Below are 23089 nucleotides of genomic sequence, written 5' to 3'. Positions count from 1 at the left end.
ATGCACAGAGATAGCATTTGCCGAAGTGCTCGCGCCCTCCACCCATGGACGCGCGGAGCCGGCAAACAGGCGCTCGCCCGCGACGAGAAAGGGGCACTCATGGGCTTTGTACGGCAAGCGATCAAGCAACTTGCGACCGCGACGGTCCCCCGTCGCATGCTCATGGATCGGGGAGCTTCGTCCTGGATGCCAGCCATCGGCGCTGGCCGTTCTGGCCGGGGCGCCACGACGATAGCGTTGACGTTCGACGACGGTCCCCACCCCGAGCGCACGCCTCGAGTCCTCGACGTGCTCGCCGAGCACCGGGTGCACGCGACGTTCTTCGTCATCGGCGCCATGGCTCGGGAGCACCCCGATCTCGTGCGCCGGCTCGTCGCGGAGGGACACGAAATAGGCAACCACACGTACACCCACGCGTCGCTGGAGCATACGTCTCCTCAGCAGCTACGCACGGAGGTGGAAATGACGCGGGCGCTCCTCGAGGATCTCACCGGGAGGGCGTGCCCGCTGTTACGTCCGCCCTGGGGGAAGGTCTCGACGCGCGCGCTCTTTCAGCTCTGGAGCGGCGGGCACTCCGTGATCCTCTGGAGCGCCGACCCTCGCGACTACGCCATGAAATCGGCCGAAGCCGCCTCTGCGTGGTGTGCGCGATACAGGCCTTGCAACGGGGACATCATTCTCCTTCACGACCCATCGAGCGTCACCGACGCGCTCGTCCGTGAGCTCGTAGAGCACACGAGCCGGCAAGGCATCCAGTTCTCGCGGATCTCTCAGTACATCCCGTGAACGTCTCATCAAGGGGGGAAATCATGATCTTTGACAATAGCGTGCATTTTCACACCACAGGAGAGCGCAGGGCTGCCCTCGACGCTCAGAACGGGTCTGTTCTCCGTCGAGCCGCTGGTACCCGGCGGCTCTTGCTCATCAGCTATCACTTCCCGCCCGTCGGCGGAGCCGGAGTGCAGCGTCCGGTCAAGTTCGTGAAGTACCTGCGTCGCTTCGGCTGGGAAGCCAGCGTGCTCGTCGCGGCGAACCCGTCAGTGCCGCTCTCCGACGAGAGCCTGCTGCGCGACATCCCGCCTGAGACGCACATCGAGCGCGCGAGGACGTGGGAGCCGGGCTACAGCACGAAGGCCAAGCTCGCGTCCGACGCGACGGCCACGACGACCGCGACAGGACCGCGCCGGCGCCTCGTCAAGGCGCTGCGCGGTGCGGCCATGCTCGTGCTGCAGCCCGATCCGCAGGTGCTCTGGCTCCCCTCGGCGCTGCGCGCGGGCAGCGAGCTCCTGCACAGGGTCCATCACGACGCCATCCTCGCGACCGCCCCGGCGTACTCGAACCTCGTCCTTGGAGCCATGTTGAAGAGGCGCTTCGGGCTGCCGCTCGTCCTCGACTTCCGTGATGAGTGGGACATCAGCCAGCGTTACCTCGAGAACGCGCGTCAGGATTCCTTCTCCCATGCCATCCAGAGCAGGATGCAGCGCTACGTCCTGCAGCAGGCCGATGCCCTCGTCGGAACGACAAAGTCGAGCGCCCGGCGCCTGCAGGACCGCGCTCGCGAGGCGGGCGGCCACGCCGCGTCGACGTGCATCTACAACGGCTTTGACGAGGACGACTTCGCTCCGGAGCACGTCGTGGACGACATCGCCAAACCGGAGCGGAACACGTTCCGGCTCGTCTATACGGGCACGCTCTGGAACCTGACCAACATCGAGCCGCTGATCGCGGCGATCGAGGTGATCAACGCATCCGCGCCGGAGAAGCTCGCGCGGCTGGAGCTCGTCATCGTGGGCAGGAAGACCGAGCAGCAAGAGAGGCTGCTCGACCGTGTCAAGAAGACGCGCTGTCGCCTGCGCCTCGAGCCTTACTGCGACCACTCGCGCTCGATCGCCTGGATGAGATCCGCCGACGCACTCTGCATGCTCCTGAGCGACGTCGAGAACGCGCACCGCGTCGTGCCGGCGAAGATGTTCGAGTACCTCTCGCTCGGAAAGGGGATCCTCGCGATCGCCCCCGACGGCGAGGCGGCCGACATCATCAAGGAGCACAACGCTGGCCACCACTTCCAGCCGGGCGAGGTGCTCGGGATCGCGGACTGGCTGATCGAGCGCTTGCAGGGCGGTAGCCGCGCGCTCCCGCACCGCGACGCCGCCAGCATCGCTCGGTTCAGCAGGGAACGGCTCTGCGAGAAGCTCGTGCGCGTCCTGGATCAGCTCCCCATGGCTCGGTGAGCCGCGCCCCCGACCACGCCGCGCGCCGGGGCACCGCGGGTGAGACCCAGGTAGGGCCCGGCGGCGTCAGAGGCGAGCTCTGGCCATGGAAGCGGACCTCCCCTACCGTCCGACCCGAATGGCTTCCACCCCTCTCGGCGTCGCCGAGCCCCGCCACCAGCGTATCGCCCAGATCCTGCTGTTCGTCACCCCGGCGCTGTTCACCGCCAACATGCTGCTGGCGCGCGCCACCGCGGATTTCATTCCGCCGGTGGCGCTGGCGGAGCTGCGCTGGATGGGCGTCGTGCTGGTGCTGCTGCCCTTCTGCGGCCGCGAAGTGTGGCGCGCCCGCGCGGCGTTGCGGCGCGACTGGGCCCGGTATGCGGTGCTCGGCCTGCTTGGAATGGGCATCTGCGGCGCCGGCGTCTATCACGGCGCCGCCAGCACCACGGCCACCAACATCGGCCTGATCTACGCCGTCTCGCCGGTGATCATCATCCTGATGTCGCGCGCCATGTTCGGTGACCGGCTCAGCGGGCGCCAGGGCCTGGGCGCCGCGCTGGCGCTGATCGGGGTGCTGGTCATCGTGCTGCGCGGCGACCCCGCGGCGCTGCTGGCGCTCCGCTTCAACCCCGGCGACCTGATGATCCTTGGCGCCGCGGTCTCCTGGGCGCTTTACACGGTGCTGCTGAAGCGCTGGCCCGATCCGCTGGGAGTCCAGGCGCGGCTCGCCGTGATCGCGCTGGCCGGCTCGATCCTTCTGCTGCCGCTGCTCGGCTGGGAGCTGGCCAGCCGCGGCGCGCCGCATTTCGACCTGCGCACCATCGCCACCGTGCTGACGCTGGTCCTGGTGCCGGGCGTCGGCGCCTACGCCACGTACGGCTATATCACCGAGCATCTCGGCCCCAGCCGCACTGGCCTGCTGCTCTATCTGTCGCCGGTCTACACCGCCGTGATGGCCTGGCTGCTCCTCAGCGAGGCTTTTGCCCTTCACCATTGGCTCGGCGCGGCGCTCGTGCTGCCGGGCCTTTTCTTCGCGACCCACAAGCCCAAGGCGACCTGACTGCCCTGCGCGGGGCGAAACGACCCACGTGGGGCGAAACGACCCACGCGGGGCGAAACGACCCACGTTGCGTCCATCGAAGCGCGGCGATGCGCTCGCCGAGGGCTTTCAAGATTGCTCTCGCGTACGCGCCCTCCCGGCGCCGACGGGCTGCCGGCGCCGGTCTCGGCGGCTACTTGACAGAATGCCCCCCTGGTACCAGACAGATCTTCCTAGATGATGACGAAGACCACCCTGCCCGTCGTGCTGTTGACAGCCCTCGCCGTCGCGACCGCCGGTTGCGACAGCACCGGCAACGGCGGGCGGTTCAAGGAGCGGTGGGCGACCACCGAGAACACAAACGTCGAGCTCGACTTCGACAAGGTCAACGAGGCCTACAAGGCGGCCGAGGGGCCTGAGGACTTCGAGCGGCGCGTCAACGAGATCTACCAGGGGAACGAGGTCATCAGCGTCGCCGTGCAGGACCTGGACGCCAAGACGCAGGTCGTCACCGGGTTCTTCGACAAGAACAGCGACGGCAGCGTCCAGGACCCGGAGAAGGTGTTTTCGATCCGCCGCGACGTCTCGGGCGAGGGCGCCGCCCAGATCCAGACGTCCGGGTTCGGCCCCTACGGGTACTACCACTCGCCGGTGATGAGCCTGGCGTCGGGCATGCTCCTCGGCGCCATGGTGTCGTCGGCGCTGCGCCCGAATTACGTGCCGGTGTACACGCAGCCGTACACGACGCCGCCGAACCGCGCGCCCGATCTGCGGACCCACCGCAACGCGTACCGCGCCTCGAATCCGTCCAGCGTCGACCACAGCAGGTCGTCGCAGACCGGGCGGCGCTACAACAACGCTGGCGGCAGCCGCTTCGGGAGCGGCAAGTCCGGCGCCGGCTCGCGCTTCGGCGTCCGCCGCAGCGAACGCGGCCGCAAGCCCGAGCGCCTCGTCGGGTAGCCGCGCGCCGCCCGCCGCGATGCAGCCCCTGCGAAGCATCTCCGAGCTCCCGTTCCGCTGCCGTCCCGCGCTGGAGCTGCTGAACCTCGAGCAGCACCGCGACGAGCCTGACCTGGAGTCCACGCAGTTCGGGTGGTGCCGGGTGGCCACCCTCTGGCTGGATGGCCGCGCGGCTCGGGAGCCGCTCCGGGTGACCGACGCGCTCGTCGTGGCGGTGCACGCCGCGGACGAGCCGGAGGTGCTGGCCGACGACGTGGAGCTCGAGTTCTTCGTCGAGGAGGTCGCGAAGGACTACTCGGTGACCGTGCTCCTGTCGGCGTTCCTCGAGCGCTGGCTGCCGGCCGCGTTCTCCGGCGAGCGCGCCATCGTGCTCGCCATGTGCAACCCCCACGCCGCGCGCATCCGGCGGCCGGAGGCGGCGGGGCGCACCCCCGTGTATTATGCCGACGGCGACGTCGACGCGTGGCTCGACACCGACACAGACGGTCGCCGGCACATCCGCCTCGAGGCGGAGGCCTGGCGCGTCGCGGAGTGAGACGATGTTCGATGGACGCAGACAGCCAATCGTGTCGCGCGAACAGAAGCTGGTCTATGCCGGCATCTACGTGCTGAAGAAGATGGATCTGAAGCCCGCCGACGGAGGCATCGAGATGCCCCTCGTGCTCCCGTCCGAGATGAGCCCGCTGGAGGACGTCCTGCAGGAGCTCGTGAACGCGGACCTCGTCGAGGTCAACCGCCGCAAAGCGCGGTTCGAGATCACAAAGAAGGGGCTGGCCTACCTCGGCGAGATCATCGATGAGGCGGAGGCGCTGGTCGACGAGTTCGACGACGAGTCGCTCGAGGACGCGGTGGCCGAGCTCCGCAGGCGAAACGTGGACGTGCTGCGTGCCCGGTTCCTGTGGGGCTGGTACGACGGCGAGCTGGATGATCTGGTGCTCTTCCAGCAGCGCCGGGGCGCGACGCCGGTCGAGCCGTGGTGGGCAGACTACCTGATGAGCGACGCGTTCTACGACGCGCTGAGGCGCGATTACGAGTGAGCGCGAGGGCGGCTGTCCCGCCGCGAGTACGCCGCGGGATCACTCCTGACCGAAGATCGACGAGAGCGACTTTCACGGGCGCCGCGGGCTCGTTCCCATGCTGGTCGCCGGGAGCTCGTGCTCCGTGGAGGCCAGAGGAGAGGCGTTCGGTAAACGCCTTTTCTGAGATCCATCCGGTAGACCGCATCATGGTGCTCCTCCCCACGGGAACGAGGCGCTCCACCTAGCGAAGCCGGCCACCCGGAGATCGGATCTACGCCCGGCGACCTCGACCACGGCGCGATCCGCGCAGCGCGGGCGCGCGGCATGGGAGGCGCCGCCCGGGCGTTTTGATAGTCTCGCCCCTCGTCTCGTGGACACGCCCGCCCGTCGCCCGCTCCTCCCGCACCTGCCCGCGCTCGACGGGCTGCGTGGGCTCGCCCTTCTCGGCGTCCTCTTCTTCCACGCGAACGGGATGCTGCGCGGCGGCTTCCTCGGCGTCGATCTCTTCTTCGTCCTGTCGGGCTACCTCATCACGGCGCTGCTCCTCGCGGAGCACGAGGCGCGCGGCTCCATCTCGCTCAAGGACTTCTGGCTCCGCCGCGCGCGCCGGCTCCTCCCCGCGCTCCTCGCGCTCGTCCCGGTGGTCGCGCTCCACGGGCGCCTCTTCGGGCCGCCGAGCGCGCTCGCCGGCCTCCGCGCCGACGTCCTCGCGACGCTCGGCTACGTCGCGAACTGGCGCGCCATCTACGCGCACAAGAGCTACTGGGAGATCTTCACGTCGCGCTCGCCGCTGGAGCACACGTGGAGCCTGGCGATCGAGGAGCAGTTCTACCTCGTCTGGCCGCTCGTCGTCGTCTTCGTGCTCTCGCGGTGGTCGCGCCGCGGCGTGCTCGTCCTCACGCTGACGCTGGCCGCGCTCTCCGCGATCGCGATGCTCGTCCTCTTCGCGCCGGAGAGCACGACGCGCGTGTACATGGGCACGGACACGCGCGCCTCCGGCATCCTCCTCGGCGCCGCGCTCGCGACGGTGCTCACGCCGCGCGTCGAGCTCTCCCCGGGCGCGGTGCGCCTCCTCGACGGCGCCGGCGTCGTCTCGGCGATCGGCCTCGCGATCGCGTGGTCCGTGTTCGACGGCCAGTCGTGGCTCCTCTACCACGGCGGGTTCTGGCTCACGGAGCTCGGGGCCCTCTCCCTCATCGCGTGCGCGGTGCAGGGCTCGCGGAGCCTCGTCGCGCGCGCGCTCGCGTGGCGCCCGCTCGCGTGGGTCGGCACCATCAGCTACGGCGTCTACCTCTGGCACTGGCCGGTGCACGTGTTCGTGTCGAGCGATCGCCTGCACGGCCCCGCCCTCACAGCGCTCCGCTTCGCGATCACCTTCGCCGTCGCGCTCGTCTCCTACCGCTTCCTGGAGAAGCCGATCCGCGAGCGCGGGCTGCCGAAGGGGCGCTCGTTCTGGGCGGTGCCGGCCGGCTTCACGCTCGGCCTGCTCATCGCCGTCCGCGCGACCCACGCGCAGGACGGCGCGGCGCCGAAGGGCTCCGCGATGATCAACGCGCTCGTGACCGCGGTCGTGAAGGATGAGGTCAGGTTCCGCGTCGTCGTCGTCGGCGACTCGACCTCGAACACGCTCGGCTGGGCGCTCCGCGGTCTGCAGGAGCGCGGGCTCGCGGTGGACCTCCACGGGCGTGACGGCTGCACCATCATGGCGGACCTCTGCGGCATGACCGAGTGGCCCGCGCTCCTCGCGCAGACGAAGCCCGACGCCGCGGTCCTCTACCTCGGCGGCGCCTTCATGCACGGCATCACGGCGAACGACGAGTGGACGACGGCGTGCAAGCCGGCGTGGCACGAGCGCTTCGAGACGAACCTCGTCACGAACCTCGGCAAGCTCCGGAACCCGCACGGGCGCGTCTGGATGGCGACCCTCCCCTACGCGCTCGGCGACTGGGAGACGAAGGACGTCCGCGAGCAGGTCACGTGCATCAACCGCTCGATCCGGAAGGTCGCCGCGACGCTTCCCGACGTCGCGCTCCTCGACCTTCAGGAGCACATCTGCCCCGGGGGTGAGTGCCGGCGCATGTACGAGGGCGGCGCGATCCGACCCGACGGCGTGCACTTCACGATCGAGGGGGCGCGCGGCGTGGCGCAGTGGACGCTCGCGGAGCTCCGCGCGAGGCCGCGCGAGACCGGCTCCGCAGCGGACGCCGAGCCACCGCGCTGAGCGCGAACGCGGCCCGCCGACAACGCGCGCAGCGAGCCGACCGGGGTTGGGGCAGCCGAGCCACTGTCACATGGGCGCTCGGCTGTAGGCCCCGTGGCGCCCATGTGAACCGCGCGATGACCAAACCGTCCTGCTTCCGCTGCTTTCCATCACGAAACGGGCGCGCTCCGGAAACACTCAGGGACATGAAGCGCTCTTCGTTTTTTGTGCGGGCCGCTCTCGTCCTCCTCGCGTCCGCCTGCGGTTCCGGGGGCGACCTCGGAGGAGAAGGCGGCGCAGGAGCCAACGCGAGCGAAGGCCCGTCCACCGGCGCGACAGGCGCCGGCGGAGGCCCGTCCACCGGCGCGACGGGCGCCGGCGCGACAGGCGCCGGCGGAAGCCCGTCCACCGGCGCGACAGGCGCCGGCGGAGGCCTCGGCCCCCACGTCACCGAGCCGAGCACGCCGACGCGGGGCGGGACGATGACGTTCACGAACATCGGCGCGCCCGGCTGGTGGCCCCGCCGGATCGACCGCGAGCCCGGCGACGCGGCGTGCGACTACAAGGACGGCGACGACACCTGGGGCGGGCACTGCTGCATGACGGAGCATCACACGACGAGCGACAAGCTCGCTCCGTTCGACGAGGAGATGACCCTCATCATGAAGGCCATCCGCGTGAAGCAGCTCGCCGTGTACCAGCCTGGCAGCGACCCGGCCGCGTGGCAGATGGTCTCATCGTGGGACGCCAGAAATGGCGTTGGCTCCAACCTGCTCGTCACGGAAGGGCAGAGCACGTCCGCCGACTTCACGGGCGACCTCACGAAGAGGGACTGTGTCACGTACTTCACTCAGGACAAGCCCTTCGCGTGTGGTGACGGCAAGGACTATTACTGTCCCGACGATCCGGGCATCATGCACCTCGGCTGGGCAGGCTCGAAGCTCGTCGTCTTCCTGGCGTCGATGACGTTCGACGACGCGGGCGTCGAGAAGTGCGACGGCGGTGGGCAGGGCCATCCCGGCCCGTGGGTCGCGTTCGTCGCGTCCGAGCTGATCCGCGACGGCGGCCGCAAGTGGAACGGGCTCTGCAACTGCTACTCGAAGACAGGCACCGTCGGCGACGGCTGCGGCGAGATCAACGTGTTCGAGGTCGTGATGGACAACAACGAGTACAGCAACCGCGAGTTCATGAGCACCGGTGTCCGCTCGTACCAGGAGGGGCACGTCGGCGGCAGCGTGTGCGGGAGCGGCTGTGATCGCGACGCGCTCGCCGATGACGTGGAGGTCGTCGATGCGTGCGCGCAAAAGGCCTACGAGGAGGGGCCCGTCATCGAGGCCGGCGGGCGCTCGGACGGCTGCCCGACGTGGCGCCGGCCCATCGGTGATCGCTACTTCATGATCCTGCTCGACGAGGCGCAGCGCACGATCCAGGTCGCGGTCATCCACCCCGAGAGCATCCCCTCCCCCGCCGCCGAGATGCTCCCCGGCCTGCCAGGCAGGCTCTCGCGCGGCTCGATCGACGCCATGCTCTCGATGCGCCTGCCCGAGTGAGCCCCTTCACACACGTCGACGGCGTTGACCACACGCTCGCTCGCTCGCTCGCTCGCCTGATCCGCCGTGCGGCACCGAATTCTCGCACCACAGAAGCGGAGAAATCCGCTAGGCGTAAACGAGGAGGGGACGTACGTATGACGGATACGCCTAGCTCGAACGGCTCGATGGCCGCGCAGGCAAAGGGGCCGGAGGGCACGCTGGTCGAGCAGGGCTTCGACCTGGCGCCGACCATCCTCTGTGTCCTCGATGTCAGGGACAGGCGGATCGTCGCCCGCAATCGCGCCTTCGTCCGCGCGCTCGGGATCAGCGACCAGGAGACGCCAGAGCGCGCCTGGCAGACGCTGCTCTCTCGCATCCACCCCGAGGATCTCGACGCGTCAGCCGATCACGTGAGACAGCTCACGACTTCACTGGACGGCCAGCCCCTCGAGCGCGCGATACGCGCGCGGTGCACCGGAGACGTCGAGCGCTTCTTTACCCTGCGCTGCGTGGTCCTCGCGCGCGGCGACGACGGGGCGGCGCATCGGCTCCTCGTCTCGGCCGAGGATGTCACCGAGCGAGCGCGCCGTGAGGTGGAGCTGCAGAGGAGCGAAGCGCTGCTCCACGCGTTCCTCGAGTACATGCCTGCCATGATGTTTGCCAAGGATCCGGACAGCAGGTATGTCGTGGCCAACGCCCAGTTTTCGCGGTTCATGGGCGTCGGGCCACGAAGCGTCGCTGGCATGCGCGACCACGACATGTTTCCGGACGACGTCGTCGCGCAGGTGAAGGTCGCGGACGACGAGGTGAGGAACACCGGCGTTGCGACGTTGTTCGAGGAGAGCGTCCCTCACCCTACAGAAGGGATGAAGCTGTTCCATTCCGTCAAGTTTCCCGTCCGGGGTCCTGGCATCCCGGAGGGGACGATCGGGGGCGCGGCCATCGATATCACGGCCATCAAGCGGGCGGAGGTCGAGCGCCAGGAGGCGCAGCAGGCGGTCATCGCGGCGCAACAGGCGATCATCCGGGAGCTCGCGACGCCGCTCTTGCCGATCGCCGACGGGGTGCTCGTCATGCCGCTCGTCGGCGAGCTCGATCCCGAGCGGGCGGGCCGGATCATCGAGACTTTGCTCTCCGGGATCGGCGCGCACCAGGCGACGATCGCCATCATCGACATTACAGGGGTGAGATCGGTCGACACCCAGGTGGCGGGAGTGCTCATGCAAGCCGCTCGCGCGGTGGGGCTGCTCGGGGCGAAGGTCGTGCTCACGGGCATTCAGCCAGCCATCGCGCGGATGCTCATCGACCTCGGCGTGGATTGGCAGGGCCTTGTGACAGAGGCCACGCTGCGCAGCGGCATCGATTATGCGCTGCGGACCAGGGATCGCAGAGGGGGCTCCATCGCGGGCTGAGCGGCCACCTCGCCGCGTGGGCGACGTCGGCCGAACCGGCGTATGTGAACAAGACATCGCAGGAAGGGCGAGAGGACCGCAAGGGCGCGCCGTCGCCGGGCGGGCGCCCGGGGCCATCGAGGAATCGACCCGTCGCCTGTCACCTTCCGGCGCCTCCGCCGTAGAGGAGGGTGAGCCCCCGCGATGAGCTTCCTCTGGCCCTCCCGCGATGACCACCTCTGCGAGCTGATCGAGGCGTCCCGGCGCGGCGATCGCGGCGCGTTCCGGGCGCTCTACGTGGAGCTATACGACCCGGTGGCGCGCTTCGTTTCGCGGCGCGTGGGCCGGCGAGTGGACGCGGAGGATCTGGTCGCGCGGGTCTTTCACAGGCTGCTGGAGCGGCTGGGAGAGTTCGATCGGCGCAAGGGGACGCCGCGGATGTTCGTGCTGGCCATGGCCAGGAACCTGGTCATCGACCACGTGCGGGCGGCGCGGCAGGAGGCGCCGATCGACGATCTCGCGGGTGTGCTCGCGGACGAGGCGGGGACGCCGCTCGACGCGCTCGTGCGGGGCGAGGAGCTCCGCGCGGTCAGGGAGGCGCTGGAGGAGCTCGGGGCGGAGGCGAGAGAGGTGCTGGCGCTGCGGTACGGCGACGGGCTGAAACACCAGGAGATCGCGGAGCTGCTCGGGCTCCGCGCGGACGCGGTGAAGCAGCGCGCGTCGCGGGCGCTGCGCGAGCTCAAGGCGCGGCTCGAGGCGCGCGCCGAGCAGGATGCGGGTGAGTCCCGCGCAGAGGGTGTTTCCGATGTTGGACTTTGAGGTGCGACGAAAGCTGCGCCGGCTGTTCGGGGAGCCGGCGCCGCTCAGGCCAGAGCACGCGCGCGAGCTCCAAGGCGAGCTGATGGCGGCGTTCGGCCAGCTCTACCCCGAGCGGGAGGTCGTTCCGATGAAACGGCTCTGGTTGCGCAAGGCGCTGGTGGTGGCGGCAGCGGTGGTGGTGTGCGGGGCGGCGGCGTGCGTGGCGCCGGCGGACGTGGAGGTGCCCGTGGGGCGGAGCATCAGCATCCAGGTGGCGGACGGCGCGGAGCTGCCCGAGCCCGAGGCGCTCATGGCGGTCGTGCGCGGCGAGGGAGAGACGGAGCGGAGGGCGCGGGTCATGGTGCGGGGGCGACGCGGGGACGGGGCGACGACGCTGACGGTCGATATGTGGGGCGACGAGGCGCCGGAGGGCGACGTGGCCGAGCGGATCCGGGCGGCGTTCCCGGCGCTCGCCGGCGCGGAGATCCGGGAGGACGTGCTGGCGGGGACGGTGCGCGGGACGCTGGGCGCAAAGCTCGGGCACGAGCTGCTCGATCTGGACGTGCTCGACAAGAACGACGTGGAGGCGGCGCGCCGGCAGGTGATGGAACAGCTCGCAGCGCAAGGAGTCGAAGGGAAGGTCGACGTGCAGATCGAGGGAGACGGAGAGAAGCGGAAGGTGAAGGTGCAGATCAAGCTGGACGGCCCGCCGCAGGACGAAGCGGAGATGGCGCCTCCGCCGTAGCCGAACGAGGCGGAGGCAGACATGGCGCCTCCGCCGTGGCCGGACGAGGTGGAGGGCCCCGGCCGTGGATGCGGGTGTCCTCACGCTTGCTCGGGCACACCCCCCGGGACGCGCGCAGGCAACGGAAGCTCGACGCCCTCGGACAGGTTGCCCTTGCCGGGGACGTGGTTGATCTCGATCCGGATACCGTCCGGATCCTCGAACAGGACCGAGTAGTAGCCTGCCGCCCACGCACCCTCCTGCGGCGTGTGTACGAGCTTTCCGCCGAGCGCGGCCAGGGTGCTCTCGAAGAACTCGTGGAATGCGTCGATGTCCTCGCGGCTGCGGGCGCGGAAGCACAGGTGGTGCAGGCCGGGCCTGTACTGGTGAAAGCGGGCGCCGGCGTACTCCGGGTTCACGGGGCGAATCAACAGGCCGGTCTTGCCGCCGATGTAATAGAGGATGGGCCGTTCGTTCTCGCTGCCCGGATCGTCGTACTGGCACTGCATCTCGAAGTGCTCGCACAGCGCGCGGTAGAACGCGCGGCTGCGCGGGAAGTCAGTGACCGAAAGCTGGATATGGGCGATCCCGGCGAGGTTCATGGCGATCAGGGTAGCCGAACTCCGACCAGCGGAGCGCTCCTCGCGATCGGATAGCGCGCCGGGTCGTCCATTGTGTCGAGGCAGGCGAGGTCGGCCTGGAGCTCCGAGAGCATGTCGTCTCGGGCGGGAGCAGCCGACGCTCAGCGCGCGCAGCACCGCGGCATCGATCGATGTCCACTTCCGAGGAGGCGCGCTGGCCTGCAATTTGTCATCTGATCCAGATCGCCGCCAGATCGAGCTCCACCGCATCGAACGGCTCGGCCCTCACCTTCGCGTCCTCTTCGTAGGTCTCGAGCAGCACCCACCGCCCGCCCTCGAGTCGGTAGACCTCCAGCGTCCGCAGCAAGGGGCTGAGCAGCCACACGTGCCCCACGCCTTCGCGCCGGTAGATCCGCATCTTCTTTCCGCGGTCGACGCGCTCGGTACGCGGCGAGATCACCTCGCACACCCAGTCCGGAGGGACGTCGTAGTGCGCCGGCGTGTCCTCGTCCCCGAGGGCGTCCGGCATGCGCTCCCGCTTCCAGCCCGCGAGATCGGGTACCACCTTGTCGGGCCGCGGCCCGAGGTGGAGCTCCGGCTCATCCAGAAGCACCCAGCCGCCGGGCCCGCCATCGCCGAGGTCGAAGGCGCTGCCGAGCTTCATCGTGAGGCGCGATGCGCTCCGCGTGTGAGGGCGGCCAGGCCGCGGAAAGGTGAAGAGCTCCCCGTCGAGGATCTCTGCCACTTGCTCGGGCGGCACCGCCTCGAAGGCGGCCTCGACCTCCGGTGCGTTGCGGGCGGGATCCAGGTGGTGCGATAGCACGCCGGTGCTCATGGCCGACCCTACCACGGGAGCGCGGTTGCAGCCGGGGCAAGGGCCTGTTCCGGCGCCGTCCGAGGTCGGGCGCCTGGCTCACGATGCCACGTCCCCCGGTGGGGACGCAGCCGATCGCCGGAGGCGGCGTATGGAGGCGAGTCGACGTCGATACGGTGCCCTGGGTCAAATCCCACAGTGGCTACACGTGCTCCAGCTCTTGGCGCGCTAGCGGTCGTGCGGCTTCCGTAGACTTGCGGACCTCCCGACCGAGGCGGTGCCCTGGAGGCTGGCTGCTGGATGCGCAGGGGCGCTGCGCTCCTGCGGCGGGGGCGCAACGCGCCGCGATGGCCTACTCCGCGATGGCCTACTCGTGGACGGCGGCGTAGCGGCCGCTGGGCGTGACGACGACGTGGGCCGTGGGCGGGACGTGCACCTCCGCGGAGAGGTGGCGCAGCTCCAGGGTCATCGCTTCGTCCTCGCGGGTCGGCGTCGGGTCGCCGCTGGGGTAGTTATGGGCGAAGACGAAGCTGACGGCGGCCATGTCCAGCGCCGTGCGCAGGACGGTCGCGGCGTCGATGGTGAGGACGTCGGCGCCACCGCGGGCGAGCGGGCGCGTCTCGCGGACGCGCCCGTGGCTGTCGAGCGCTGCGATCCAGAGCTCCTCGTGGACGAGGGACGCGAGCCTCGGGCCGAAGTACCGCGCCACGCGGGCGGCGTCGGTCAGGAGCGCTCCCCGGCGCGCGCGGACGGTGTGGTAGCGGCGGCCGAGCTCGAAGGCGGCAGGCGAGCCGGGTCGCGTCGAACAGCGCGATCTGGGTGCGCTCGGCGAGGGCCGCGGGAGAGAGGCGACCGAGCGACGGCAGGGCGGCCGTGCCGAGGATGCGCGGCCCGACGCCGGGGAGGCCGAGCACCATTTCGATGAGGGCGGCCTCGGTCGCCGTCGGCAGCGCGGCCGCCGTCTCGGCGGGGGCGTCGATGGGGGCGCTGCTTCATCGGGCCACCTCCGAAAGCGGGTGAGGGCGCGGGCGAAGAGGCGGCGCGCGAGGCGGAGGCGGGTGGCGTCCGTGGGGCGCGGGAGCGAGAGGGAGGCGGCGATCTCGTGCAGGGAGAGGCCTGTGGCAGCGAGCGCGAGGACCTCGCGAAGCTCGGGGCGGAGACGGTGGAAGGCGCGGAGGAGGCCGCGCGCGACGATGCGGGCCTCTCGAGAGGGGGCGGCGAAGGCGGAGAGGCGATCGGGGTCGACCGCGGGGAGTTCGTGGCGGCGGTAGGCCTCGTCGCGGCAGTGCGAGGCCTGCCGCGAAGCGATCCCGGCGAGCCAAGTTTCGAGCCGAAGCCGGTCTAACAACTCGGTTCAGTTGACCGCGTAGTCGTTCGGCCTCGTGGACTGGAGCGACGCAATCGCCTGCGCGAGGTGAGCTCATGTGCGACGAGAGCGCGCCACAGCGAGTTTCATCTAGACGGACGGGCCGTCTGGCGACCTCCTCGGGGCGCTGCGCAAGATTTCAGTGGCCACGCCGATAGTTGCCTATGGTAGCGTCAGCAGCGGCGAGGTTGGGTCGCGTTGTGCTTCGCGCGTTGCAAGTAGGCAAGCTCTTTCACCGCACAGCATTCGGAGGAATGCCATGCCCAAGTCAAAGGCTCTCGTGAAGGCCGCTGAACACTCGATCAAGGTCGCCGCGGACGTGCAAAGGGGCATTGCGGCGTACGCGAAGGGCGACCCTGCGACCATCGTGGCCGTAGCCGCTGCCGCGGGTATCGCCGCCATCGGCGTCGGTCTCGGGGCCGGAGCATATTATGGAGCGAAAGCTCTCTTCGATCGCAAGGAATAACGCCCCCGCGGAGCTATCGGACGGCGGCGTCCCATAACCAGCATGAAGATCTACTCCGCGGCTGTCCTCGACGCGCTAGTCGACACCCTACGAACAATATACTGGTTTCAGAACGACCTTCGCTCGTTCCTCACGCGGGCGGGTGTGCCCACGGATGTTTTGGGTGCGCTGCCTTGGGGCCCGGGAACCTACAAGCGTGTCATTGCCCAGCGTCTCGTCGATCAACTTGCAGGCGAGCCAGCAACCGGCATGCCCATTATCAACATGATCATCGATTCCGTTGTCGAGATAGATGAGGCCATGCCACATCTCGTGCGGCTCGACGATGGAAAGAAGAAGGCCGATGACGCGCGCCGGGCCGTCCGCGCACTCAAGGATCTTCTGGGGCGAGAGACCATCGCAGAGCGAGCCGACCGGGCGCGTCGCGAAGCGCGAACCGAAGCGGAACGCGCGCGGGAAGCTCGCGTACAACGGCAGAGAAATCTGAAGGCGCTCAACGAGAGTTTTCTAGCTTTGAGCATGATCTCCGACGATGCGGCGAGCAAACGGCGTCGTGGATTTCAATTTCAGGAATTACTCCGAGACCTATTTGCTCTTCACGACATGGATCCTCGCGGCTCGATGGCCCGACCCGGCGAACAAATTGATGCCAGTATCGTCCTTGACGGCTCGTTCTTGGTCGTCGAGGCCAAGTGGGAGACAAAGCCTATTGAGCCGAAGGACGTACGTGACTTCCAAGGAAAGGTGCAGACCAAGCTCGACAACACGCTGGGCCTATTCGTATCAATGAGTGGTTTCACCAACCACGCGATCGAAGAGGCTGCACGAAGTGGCCGGATCTACGCCGTTCTTGTAGATGGAACCGACCTCGCGCAGGTCTTCCAAGGGCTCGTCGATCTGACGGAACTGCTGCGCCGCAAGTTGCGCCATGCGGCTGAATACGGTCGCGCGATGTACCACGTCGGCGACGACTAATTTGATGCAGCTTGTAGGACGACCGATGCGCATCACAAACGACATCCCGAGAAGACAGAAGATCTATTTCATTCGCCCCAGCCGGTACCATGTATTCGGCACCGATTTTGAGCAACGGGACACGATGTCCGACGATGAGGCTGTCCGCTGTTTCGACGATGCCTGGGATGCTACCATCAGAGACGCCATTGTTCGCGGCGATCCAGTCGACTACGAGGACGTGCTCGGTTTAATTCCGGAACCGTCTCGCCCGTTCTGCCATTATGAACATGAGCACCGGCGATTTCGACTCCTAGGCACGGTGTTTGTCGCGCAATTAAAAAAGCGAGATAACGACTTCAGCCACAACCAGATGTGGCCAGTCCCAGCCAAGAACTACGATACGCGCACGCTGTTCTTGACGTTTGCCACCCAAGCGGAGCGCGACGATTGGAACCGTCTGGCAACGCGCCTCGGCTACGACCCCGAGGAACTTGGCCTGCGAGTTCTACACGGGTTTGCGACCGCGTTTGAGGCCACCCAACAAGTCGTTGCAACCGACGGCGCCGGTAGCGACGGCCCAAGCCTTGGTCCGAGCCCTCAACCTCATGGTGCGCCCAACCGAAGGCTCGGGCGCCGCAGTTGAACGCCCACGGGTCGGGCGGGTGACCGTTGTACCAGGGAGAGCGTCAGGCAGACGCGACGACGACGGGGCGCGCCCGGTTTGGGGCGACCCGGGTTGGGGCGTCCCGGGGTCGGGCGGCCATCGCGTGGCGCCGGGGCGTCTCTGGCGACCCGGCACGGAACGGCTCCGCATGGCACACCGTTACTCCCGAGCGCTCCGGGATCTTCCCCTCTCCAGCCTCAACCATCCCATCAGCCGCTGCGCTCCCGGGACGGATGGGACCGCCTTTCTCCGCCGGGGTTCATCGCTCGCCGGCCCACCCCTATGCCGGGTGACGAGCCAGGGTCGCCCGAGGCACACTGCGCCCGATGAAGCTCGCCATCGACCTGTCGCCCGCGCAAGCCGACCGCCTCCAGGAACGCGCAAAGAGCCTCGGCTTGCAACCGGAAGAGCTGGCGCGCGCCGCCGTGGCGGATCTGCTGACGACGCCGGACGACGAGTTTCGTGCTACAGCCGAGGTTGTCCTCGAGAAGAACGCAGAGCTGTACAGGCGGCTCGCCTGAGCGTGCGTTACTCGACCTTGGCGGAGGTCCTCTTCACTCCACGAGCGGGTTCTTGAGGCGAGCGGTGGCGCCGCAGGCGTTCGTGACCTCCGCGCCGTCGAGGCAGCTGTGGCCCAGCCGAAGGCCACCTTCGGAGGTGAGGACCTCTATCCTACCGTCATCGCCAAGGCAGCAACTCTCTGCTTCTCGCTGGTGCAAGGCCACCCATTCATCGACGGCAACAAGCGTGTCGTTCATGCCGCGATGGAAGTCTTCCTCACGCTGAACGGGTACTCCCTTGATGCGCACGTCGATGATCAGGAGCGCATCATGCTCGCGCTTGCCTCCGGCGCGCTTTTGCGGGACCAGCTCCTCGCTTGGCTCGAACAGCATGTCCGGCAACGGGAACGCCCCATTTAACAGGATCTTGCACGTCGGGCGCGGGGAGCCGCGGAGGCCGACGTCTACCGTGACGCTTGTTCTGAGAGTCCGGGCTAACGCACCACCGGCGGCGGCCTGAACGCTGAAGAAACCTCGAAGCGCGCCGGAAACGCGCTGCCTGTGTGGCGTAAGCTGTCGCGCCCGATGAGCCGGACGCAGCGATCACCGGAGGCTCACGCGGAAGAAGCCCGTTCGACGAGGTCGGCAGCCACGGCCGCACCATCCACCGCCACGGCGCCTGCAATCGCGCCCGCGCGAGCGGCAACCCCATGCTCGAGCGCGCCCCCCAGCGCGGCCACGAAGGCCTCCGCGCTCAGCGCTCCACGCGCCACCGACTTCCCGATCCCGAGCGCCCGCACGCGCGAGGCCCAGTAGGGCTGATCGGCGAACATCGGCACGATCACCTGCGGCACACCCGCCCGCGCCGCGGTCGTTGTCGTCCCCGCCCCGCCGTGGTGCACCACCGCGGTGACCCTCGGGAACAGCGCCTGCTGGTTGACGTCGCCGATTGCGATGCAGTCGGCAGCGTCGTCGATCAAACCGAGCTCCGCCCACCCCTGCGACAGCAGGACGCGCCTCCCCGCTGCCCGCACGGCCTCGATGACGATGCGGCCGGTCTGCTGGTCCACTGGCATGCTGCCGAAGCCGACATAGACGGGCGGCTCGCCGGCGGCGAGGAACGCCTCCAGCTCGGGTGCGAGCGGCGCCTTGTCGGGAAGGAGCCAGGCTCCCGTCTGCGTGACCTCCTGGCCGGGCGTCGCCGGCAGCGGCCCAAGGACCGAGTCCGCCGCGAGCCACGGCGCCTTGCCCAGGATGTGGCTGTAAACGTCGCTCAGCGGACCCAGGCCAAGCCGCTCGCGATTGGCGTTGAGCCGCTCGAGAAGGCGCTCGTTCCAGCTCCGCGATTCGTCCTGCCAGCGTCGAAGGTTGGATTCCGGGTCGCCCCCGGGCTCCCCGCCGGGCGCATGGTCCGGCGACGGCAGGGTCACCGGCGCGTACACGGCGACCATGGACGGGATCCCCAGCCGTTCCGCGATCGACCGCGCGGCGTACTGGTGCGCTCCGCCGGCCACGATCACGTCGCATCCCTCGGCGGCCGCCGCGGTCGCGTCGAACTGGTCTCTCGCCAGGTGCTCGAGCAGCGCGCGGAGCTGCTCCGGCGTCGGTGGGGCGGCCTGCGCGGCGGCGGCCCCGCTCGGTTGCCGCATCGCGATTCCGATCGGGGTCGCCGTGAAGCCCAGACCGCCCACCCAGTCGATGAAGTTCGGCGGAACGCACAGCCTCACGTCGTGCCCCCGACGCCGCATCTCGACGGCCAAGGCCACAACGGGTTGCACGTCACCGCGAGTCCCCACTCCCGTCAGCAATACCCGCATCGTCTCTCTCCCTTCCGCCACGCACATCGCGTGGATGACGGAGACGACGATGGCACCGTGGATGCGTTTTTTCATCGTATCAACGCTTGAGTTCCGGTATACATGCTGAAGCGGGGGGCGGGGGGCGGGGCGAGGGCGCCGATACCACGGTTCATCCGTTCAGCCCGAGACGGCCGGAGCCTCCTGGAGCTGAGTTGCTCGTCGAGCCGTGTGAACGGAAGGTGCTCCTCCTCGGTGAGAGAGCAGGCTTGCTACGGCGCCGGCCAGGGAATCACGAAGCGGTCGATGGCGGCGACCTCGCTGCCTCCCTTGGGGAGCCCATGGAGCTCGACGGCGAGGCCCTCCGGGGCGGGCGCGATCAGCAGAAAATGAAATGGGCGGAGCGCCGGACCGCGGGCGAGATCGTCGGGGTGACGGCGGGCCGCGCCCTGGGCGAGCGCGGCCCGTGGGCCACCGCCGCCGCCAGCCACGATGAAGAGCTTTCCGCCTCTCAGAAAGCGCTCGTGGTTGTGCACGTGGCCGCTGATCAGCGCCAGCGCCTTCCGGGAGCGGAGGAGGGGCGGGACGATGTGGCGCTGCACGTGGAGCTCGTCGCCCGTCACCGTGCTGTTCGTGTACGGCGGATGGTGCGCGAGCACCAGCGCCGCGCGCGCTGAAGGATCGGCGTCGAGGCGGCGGAGCGCGCCCTCGTACCAGCGGATCTGGGCGTCCCACGCCGCGGGGGTGAGCTCGTCGATGTTGCTGTCGAGGACCACGACGCGGAGGGGGCCATAGGCGATCTCGTACCAGTGGCGCCCGCCGAGGTGCGGGAAGCGCGCGAAGAGGTGGCGCGCGTCGCCGCGGCCGCCCCAGTACTCATGGTTGCCGAACGCCGCGAACACCGGAATGCCGGCGTCGCGCACCGGCGCCATCAAGGCGTCGAGATCGGCCCAGTGCCGCGCCGAACCGCCGTCGAACACCAGGTCGCCGACCACGAACACGGCGTCGGGGCGAGCGGCCGCGAGCGCATGCACCAGCGCGGCGCGCTCGCGATCGTTCGACTCGCGCCAGAACTCCAGGTACGAGGTGCGCTGCAGATCGGCGATGACGGCGATGCGGCCGCTCGCGGTCTGAAGCGGCGCATCGAGGCTCCCCGCGAACTGGCGCGGCGCAGGCAGCGGCGCACACGCGGCGAGCAGCGCGCTCGCGGCGGCGAGCAGGGCGGCCGGGAGGACTCGCCTGCTCACGGCCCTGGCGCTCGGCGGAGGGCGGGGCGGCCCTCCAGGAAGACGCCGACGACGACGCCGAGGTAAGCGCCGGCATGGATCCCCCAGCAGACGAGGTACCGCGTCGCGGCGCCGCGGGACCACACGCCAAGGCTCGCCTCGCACACGCCCCCGGCCACCTGAGCACCTACCGACGCCCGAGCGCTTCCCGCATCACGCTGTCGTCGACCAGCGGCGCGAGCTCCGCGCGGGTGCGCGGGGTGCGGCCGGTCTGCGCGGCGACCCAGCCCTCTTCTTCCTCGAGCACGTCCATGATGTCGGGCACCAGCGTGCCCTGGAACCGCTCGTCCTCCCAGACCTGCTCGAGCACGGAGGGCTCGATGCCGATCGCCTCCGAGATCCTCGGCCAGACCGCTTCTGGCGTGGTGCGATAGACCTCCTGCGCGCTCGCGAGCGATCGCACGAACTCGACGATACCGCGCCGCTTCTCCGGATCCGCGAGCTTCTCGGCGGTGCTGTGGAGGTTCACGATCTCGCGGTAGAGCGAGCGATCCTGGAACACGACGGCGTCGCTCCCGATCGCGTTCGCCGCGAGCTGGCTCGAGGGCTCCCAGAGCGCGACGGCGTCCACGGTGCCCTCCTCGAGCATGGCCGGCAGGGTGTTCCTCCCGCAGGGCGCGGCCATGCAGATGCCGCCGGAGACAACCGTGTAGTCGGCGTCGGTGAGCCCCACGGTGCCCAGGTACTTGTGGATGAAGAAGGCCGCAGACGTGTTGGCGATCGAGCCGATCCGCTTACCTCGCAGATCCGCGAGCGAGCTGATCCCCGCCGCCCGATTGGCCACGATCCGGTAGAACGTCTCCGTCACCGTGAAGATGATCCGCAGGTTCGGGTGAGCCACCGACTGTCGCAGGGTCTGCGTCTCCGCGTTGGTGCCGAGATCGACGCCGGAGTCGTTGAGCATGCCCACGATGCCGCCTGACTGGACGGTCGCTTCACCGGGATAGAAGTCCTGCGCCGCGATCAGCGCCGGCGTGAACTCGATAGACGCCGTGTCGCTCGAGATCCTGAGCGGGGGAAACGACGCTGCCCCGCCCTGCCCTCCCGTGCCGGCGTTCGCCCCCGCGCCGGCCTCACCGCCCGCGCCGGCCTCAGCGCCTGTGCCTGCGCCCCCACCCGCACCGGCCTGGCCGCCGCTGCCGCTGCTCGCGTCGGCGGTGCCAGAGCCCGCTCCGCCCGAGGAGGCTCCACCCGCGCCGCCAGCCGTGAGCCCACCCGTCGTGCCGGAGCCTGCCGCAGCGACGTCCCCGCTGGGATCCGACCTGCCGTCACACGCGACAAGTCCAATCACAGAGAAAAATACGAAACGGAAGAGCGGGCGCATGTTCAGTCTCCTTCGGCCGGCGGCTTATAGCGCAGTCTCCGGCCGGCAGGGCTGCCCGCGTGAGCTCTCGAGGTACTACACTGCGCCTGATGAGGTTCGTCATCGACCTGTCGCCCGCGCAAGCCGACCGCCTCCTGGAACGCGCAAAGAGCCTCGGCTTGCAGCCGGAAGAGCTGGCGCGGGCCGCCGTGGCGGATCTGCTGACGATGACGGAGGACGAGCTTCGTGCTGCAGCCGAGCTCGTCCTCGCGAAGAACGCAGAGCTGTATATGCGGCTCGCATGACAGCGCGTTGCTCGACCTTGGCGGAGGTCTTCTTCCTCTACGAGCGGATCCTTGCGGCCAGCGGGGGCGCCGCAGGCATCGGGCGGCGGTTGCCATGAATCCCCTTCGCCACGTCCGCGCAGTCTGCTTTGATTGGGGCGGCACGCTGATGTCCGAGCAAGGCCCCGAAGACCTCCCCATGGGGGAATGGCCCGAAGTGCAGGCCATCGAGGGGGCAGCAGAGTGCCTCGAGACCTTGGCGGGCAGGCTTCCGCTGGCCATCGCCACCAACGCCTCGGTCTCGAGGCGCCCGATGATCGAGCTCGCGCTCTCCCGCGTCGGGTTCAAGAACTACTTCAGCCATATCTTCTGCTTCACCGAGCTCGGCTTCCGCAAGAGCCAGCCGGAGTTCTGGCAAGCTGTGGAGCGCAACCTCGGCGTGCCTCTCGAGAACGTCGCCATGATCGGCGACTCCTACGAGCAGGACGCCATGTATCCACGCCGGTTCGGCGTGCAAGGCGTCTGGTTCAACCACCGAGGCTCGGTCGAGCGAGATGAGGTCCGAGTCCCTGTGGTCGACGAGCTTTCCACGTTCGCACGCTGGGCCAGCAGCGCGGCCTGACCACTTCATCGAGCAGACAGGTCTGGCAAGCAGGTCCTTGCGGCTCATTTCGGGCGCAAGGCGGTTCAGGCGGAGGCACACGGATGCGCTGCCTGCTGCTGGATGTCAGGACGTCGAGCCGCTCCGCCCCTTCTGGAGCCGCCGCCCCAATCGCGGTTACATCGCCGGGGGCGGCGGGTTGCAGCCGCAGACCGACATGCGGCCGGGCTCGGTCGTCCTCCACTGACCGTTCCAGGTGACGCGGCGGAGCTGGCTCGGACATTTCGTCTGGGCGTCGTCGTTGTTCCAGATCGGCCCGACCGGCACGTCCACCCCCTGGACAGTGCCGCAGACCGACATCTGGCCAGGCACCGTGGTCGTCCACTGACCGTTCCACCTCAGGCTGCCACAGACCGACGGACATGTCGTCTGCGCGTAGGCGTTGTTCCAGATCGGACCGGCGTTGACGTCGAACGCCATGGCCGTGCGGAGGAACAACACGCCGCCGGCGATCGCAAGTACAGCAGCCACGCGCTTCGTTTTCATGATCGACGACTCTCCTTCGCTCTCGCCGGCGGCTCTCTGTGATGGGACC

At 69.0% G+C, this 23089-nt stretch carries 25 protein-coding genes and 2 pseudogenes; 19 read left to right on the top strand and 8 right to left on the bottom strand.

The genetic code is table 11. From position 1 onward, the window contains the following. The 11 genes from WME90_RS47240 (at nucleotide 1) to WME90_RS47190 (ending at nucleotide 11897) form a co-directional block, all read left to right on the top strand. Complete coding sequence (locus tag WME90_RS47240) at nucleotides 1–786, top strand: polysaccharide deacetylase family protein (protein WP_437278688.1); 786 nt, start codon at nucleotides 1–3, stop codon at nucleotides 784–786. Nucleotides 787–959: 173 nt separating this feature from the next. After that, entirely contained in the window at nucleotides 960–2231 is a 1272-nt protein-coding gene (locus tag WME90_RS47235) for a glycosyltransferase (RefSeq protein ID WP_437278687.1), read from the top strand. 85 nt (nucleotides 2232–2316) lie between these two features. Beyond that, complete coding sequence (locus WME90_RS47230; RefSeq protein ID WP_437278686.1) at nucleotides 2317–3273, top strand: DMT family transporter; 957 nt, start codon at nucleotides 2317–2319, stop codon at nucleotides 3271–3273. Between the two features lie 216 nt (nucleotides 3274–3489). Next, a complete protein-coding gene (locus tag WME90_RS47225) occupies nucleotides 3490–4212 on the top strand; it encodes a hypothetical protein (RefSeq protein WP_437278685.1) in 723 nt (240 codons plus the stop codon). Between the two features lie 19 nt (nucleotides 4213–4231). Continuing rightward, nucleotides 4232–4747, top strand: coding sequence for a hypothetical protein (locus WME90_RS47220; RefSeq protein ID WP_437278684.1), 516 nt, complete (start codon nucleotides 4232–4234; stop codon nucleotides 4745–4747). A 31-nt stretch (nucleotides 4748–4778) separates the two neighbouring features. After that, a complete protein-coding gene (locus WME90_RS47215) occupies nucleotides 4779–5249 on the top strand; it encodes a hypothetical protein (protein ID WP_437278683.1) in 471 nt (156 codons plus the stop codon). A gap of 352 nt (nucleotides 5250–5601) precedes the next feature. After that, on the top strand, nucleotides 5602–7452 hold the full coding sequence (locus WME90_RS47210; RefSeq protein ID WP_437278682.1) for a DUF459 domain-containing protein: 1851 nt from the start codon (nucleotides 5602–5604) through the stop codon (nucleotides 7450–7452). Nucleotides 7453–7637: 185 nt separating this feature from the next. Further along, nucleotides 7638–8981, top strand: a complete 1344-nt coding sequence (locus WME90_RS47205) for a DUF2403 domain-containing lipoprotein (RefSeq protein ID WP_437278681.1) — start codon at nucleotides 7638–7640, stop codon at nucleotides 8979–8981. 137 nt (nucleotides 8982–9118) lie between these two features. Then, on the top strand, nucleotides 9119–10375 hold the full coding sequence (locus tag WME90_RS47200; RefSeq protein ID WP_437278680.1) for a PAS domain-containing protein: 1257 nt from the start codon (nucleotides 9119–9121) through the stop codon (nucleotides 10373–10375). 183 nt (nucleotides 10376–10558) lie between these two features. Then, nucleotides 10559–11173 carry an RNA polymerase sigma factor gene (locus WME90_RS47195; RefSeq protein ID WP_437278679.1) on the top strand — a complete coding sequence of 205 codons (615 nt, stop codon included), beginning with the start codon at nucleotides 10559–10561 and terminating at the stop codon, nucleotides 11171–11173. Continuing rightward, complete coding sequence (locus WME90_RS47190) at nucleotides 11160–11897, top strand: hypothetical protein (protein ID WP_437278678.1); 738 nt, start codon at nucleotides 11160–11162, stop codon at nucleotides 11895–11897. Before WME90_RS47195 ends, WME90_RS47190 begins: the two co-directional genes overlap by 14 nt. An 80-nt stretch (nucleotides 11898–11977) precedes the next feature. On the opposite strand, the gene WME90_RS47185 is transcribed toward WME90_RS47190, so the two are convergent. The 3 genes and pseudogenes from WME90_RS47185 to WME90_RS47175 form a co-directional block, all read right to left on the bottom strand. Continuing rightward, nucleotides 11978–12478: a VOC family protein gene (locus WME90_RS47185; protein ID WP_437278677.1), complete on the bottom strand. Its 501-nt coding sequence runs from the start codon at nucleotides 12476–12478 to the stop codon at nucleotides 11978–11980. A 208-nt stretch (nucleotides 12479–12686) separates the two neighbouring features. After that, nucleotides 12687–13292, bottom strand: a complete 606-nt coding sequence (locus WME90_RS47180; protein WP_437278676.1) for a Uma2 family endonuclease — start codon at nucleotides 13290–13292, stop codon at nucleotides 12687–12689. Between the two features lie 346 nt (nucleotides 13293–13638). Beyond that, nucleotides 13639–14251 (bottom strand): annotated as a pseudogene (locus tag WME90_RS47175) (JAB domain-containing protein). 122 nt (nucleotides 14252–14373) lie between these two features. Here WME90_RS47175 and WME90_RS47170 point away from each other — a divergent pair. The 6 genes and pseudogenes from WME90_RS47170 to WME90_RS47145 form a co-directional block, all read left to right on the top strand. After that, complete coding sequence (locus WME90_RS47170; protein ID WP_437278675.1) at nucleotides 14374–14616, top strand: hypothetical protein; 243 nt, start codon at nucleotides 14374–14376, stop codon at nucleotides 14614–14616. Between the two features lie 280 nt (nucleotides 14617–14896). Continuing rightward, the gene (locus tag WME90_RS47165) at nucleotides 14897–15103 is read left to right on the top strand and encodes a hypothetical protein (protein ID WP_437278674.1); all 207 of its coding nucleotides are present in this window, start codon (nucleotides 14897–14899) and stop codon (nucleotides 15101–15103) included. A gap of 42 nt (nucleotides 15104–15145) precedes the next feature. Continuing rightward, complete coding sequence (locus WME90_RS47160; RefSeq protein ID WP_437278673.1) at nucleotides 15146–16078, top strand: restriction endonuclease; 933 nt, start codon at nucleotides 15146–15148, stop codon at nucleotides 16076–16078. 25 nt (nucleotides 16079–16103) lie between these two features. Then, nucleotides 16104–16703, top strand: coding sequence for a hypothetical protein (locus tag WME90_RS47155; RefSeq protein WP_437278672.1), 600 nt, complete (start codon nucleotides 16104–16106; stop codon nucleotides 16701–16703). A 347-nt stretch (nucleotides 16704–17050) separates the two neighbouring features. Beyond that, a complete protein-coding gene (locus WME90_RS47150) occupies nucleotides 17051–17245 on the top strand; it encodes a DNA-binding protein (protein WP_437278671.1) in 195 nt (64 codons plus the stop codon). 93 nt (nucleotides 17246–17338) lie between these two features. Continuing rightward, nucleotides 17339–17644, top strand: a pseudogene (locus tag WME90_RS47145) (type II toxin-antitoxin system death-on-curing family toxin); the annotation flags it as partial. A 194-nt stretch (nucleotides 17645–17838) separates the two neighbouring features. Here the strand turns inward: WME90_RS47145 and WME90_RS47140 are convergent. The 4 genes from WME90_RS47140 to WME90_RS47125 form a co-directional block, all read right to left on the bottom strand. Then, on the bottom strand, nucleotides 17839–19041 hold the full coding sequence (locus tag WME90_RS47140) for a glycosyltransferase (RefSeq protein ID WP_437283754.1): 1203 nt from the start codon (nucleotides 19039–19041) through the stop codon (nucleotides 17839–17841). Between the two features lie 251 nt (nucleotides 19042–19292). Continuing rightward, complete coding sequence (locus WME90_RS47135; protein ID WP_437278670.1) at nucleotides 19293–20267, bottom strand: metallophosphoesterase family protein; 975 nt, start codon at nucleotides 20265–20267, stop codon at nucleotides 19293–19295. Continuing rightward, nucleotides 20264–20425, bottom strand: a complete 162-nt coding sequence (locus tag WME90_RS47130) for a hypothetical protein (protein ID WP_437278669.1) — start codon at nucleotides 20423–20425, stop codon at nucleotides 20264–20266. Before WME90_RS47130 ends, WME90_RS47135 begins: the two co-directional genes overlap by 4 nt. 8 nt (nucleotides 20426–20433) lie before the next feature. Next, nucleotides 20434–21630: an ABC transporter substrate-binding protein gene (locus WME90_RS47125; RefSeq protein WP_437278668.1), complete on the bottom strand. Its 1197-nt coding sequence runs from the start codon at nucleotides 21628–21630 to the stop codon at nucleotides 20434–20436. Nucleotides 21631–21719: 89 nt separating this feature from the next. Here WME90_RS47125 and WME90_RS47120 point away from each other — a divergent pair, with 89 nt between their 5' ends. Both WME90_RS47120 and WME90_RS47115 read left to right on the top strand, forming a co-directional pair. Next, nucleotides 21720–21914, top strand: a complete 195-nt coding sequence (locus WME90_RS47120; RefSeq protein WP_437278667.1) for a DNA-binding protein — start codon at nucleotides 21720–21722, stop codon at nucleotides 21912–21914. Between the two features lie 94 nt (nucleotides 21915–22008). Then, on the top strand, nucleotides 22009–22515 hold the full coding sequence (locus tag WME90_RS47115) for an HAD family hydrolase (protein ID WP_437278666.1): 507 nt from the start codon (nucleotides 22009–22011) through the stop codon (nucleotides 22513–22515). Nucleotides 22516–22671: 156 nt separating this feature from the next. Here the strand turns inward: WME90_RS47115 and WME90_RS47110 are convergent, their stop codons facing one another. Then, nucleotides 22672–23040 (bottom strand): mannan-binding protein, encoded by a 369-nt coding sequence (locus WME90_RS47110; protein ID WP_437278665.1) that lies wholly within the window; start codon nucleotides 23038–23040, stop codon nucleotides 22672–22674. Nucleotides 23041–23089 lie beyond the last annotated feature (49 nt).

The sequence above is a fragment of the Sorangium sp. So ce375 genome, from assembly GCF_051473855.1.
GTDB lineage: Bacteria > Myxococcota_A > Polyangia > Polyangiales > Polyangiaceae > Sorangium.
Note: the sequence above shows the minus strand (reverse complement) of the source record. Positions and strands in the feature narration are given on the sequence as shown.

Bases quoted from the DNA above. Each gene is read 5' to 3' on its own strand.
- WME90_RS47240 (WP_437278688.1), top strand. From the start codon at position 1: ATGCACAGAGATAGCATTTGCCGAAGTGCTCGCGCCCTCCACCCATGG.
- WME90_RS47230 (WP_437278686.1), top strand. From the start codon at position 2,317: ATGGAAGCGGACCTCCCCTACCGTCCGACCCGAATGGCTTCCACCCCT.
- WME90_RS47225 (WP_437278685.1), top strand. From the start codon at position 3,490: ATGATGACGAAGACCACCCTGCCCGTCGTGCTGTTGACAGCCCTCGCC.
- WME90_RS47220 (WP_437278684.1), top strand. From the start codon at position 4,232: ATGCAGCCCCTGCGAAGCATCTCCGAGCTCCCGTTCCGCTGCCGTCCC.
- WME90_RS47205 (WP_437278681.1), top strand. From the start codon at position 7,638: ATGAAGCGCTCTTCGTTTTTTGTGCGGGCCGCTCTCGTCCTCCTCGCG.
- WME90_RS47200 (WP_437278680.1), top strand. From the start codon at position 9,119: ATGACGGATACGCCTAGCTCGAACGGCTCGATGGCCGCGCAGGCAAAG.
- WME90_RS47195 (WP_437278679.1), top strand. From the start codon at position 10,559: ATGAGCTTCCTCTGGCCCTCCCGCGATGACCACCTCTGCGAGCTGATC.
- WME90_RS47190 (WP_437278678.1), top strand. From the start codon at position 11,160: ATGTTGGACTTTGAGGTGCGACGAAAGCTGCGCCGGCTGTTCGGGGAG.
- WME90_RS47185 (WP_437278677.1), bottom strand. From the start codon at position 12,478: ATGAACCTCGCCGGGATCGCCCATATCCAGCTTTCGGTCACTGACTTC.
- WME90_RS47180 (WP_437278676.1), bottom strand. From the start codon at position 13,292: ATGAGCACCGGCGTGCTATCGCACCACCTGGATCCCGCCCGCAACGCA.
- WME90_RS47165 (WP_437278674.1), top strand. From the start codon at position 14,897: ATGCCCAAGTCAAAGGCTCTCGTGAAGGCCGCTGAACACTCGATCAAG.
- WME90_RS47160 (WP_437278673.1), top strand. From the start codon at position 15,146: ATGAAGATCTACTCCGCGGCTGTCCTCGACGCGCTAGTCGACACCCTA.
- WME90_RS47155 (WP_437278672.1), top strand. From the start codon at position 16,104: ATGCGCATCACAAACGACATCCCGAGAAGACAGAAGATCTATTTCATT.
- WME90_RS47150 (WP_437278671.1), top strand. From the start codon at position 17,051: ATGAAGCTCGCCATCGACCTGTCGCCCGCGCAAGCCGACCGCCTCCAG.
- WME90_RS47140 (WP_437283754.1), bottom strand. From the start codon at position 19,041: ATGCGGGTATTGCTGACGGGAGTGGGGACTCGCGGTGACGTGCAACCC.
- WME90_RS47125 (WP_437278668.1), bottom strand. From the start codon at position 21,630: ATGCGCCCGCTCTTCCGTTTCGTATTTTTCTCTGTGATTGGACTTGTC.
- WME90_RS47120 (WP_437278667.1), top strand. From the start codon at position 21,720: ATGAGGTTCGTCATCGACCTGTCGCCCGCGCAAGCCGACCGCCTCCTG.
- WME90_RS47115 (WP_437278666.1), top strand. From the start codon at position 22,009: ATGAATCCCCTTCGCCACGTCCGCGCAGTCTGCTTTGATTGGGGCGGC.
- WME90_RS47110 (WP_437278665.1), bottom strand. From the start codon at position 23,040: ATGAAAACGAAGCGCGTGGCTGCTGTACTTGCGATCGCCGGCGGCGTG.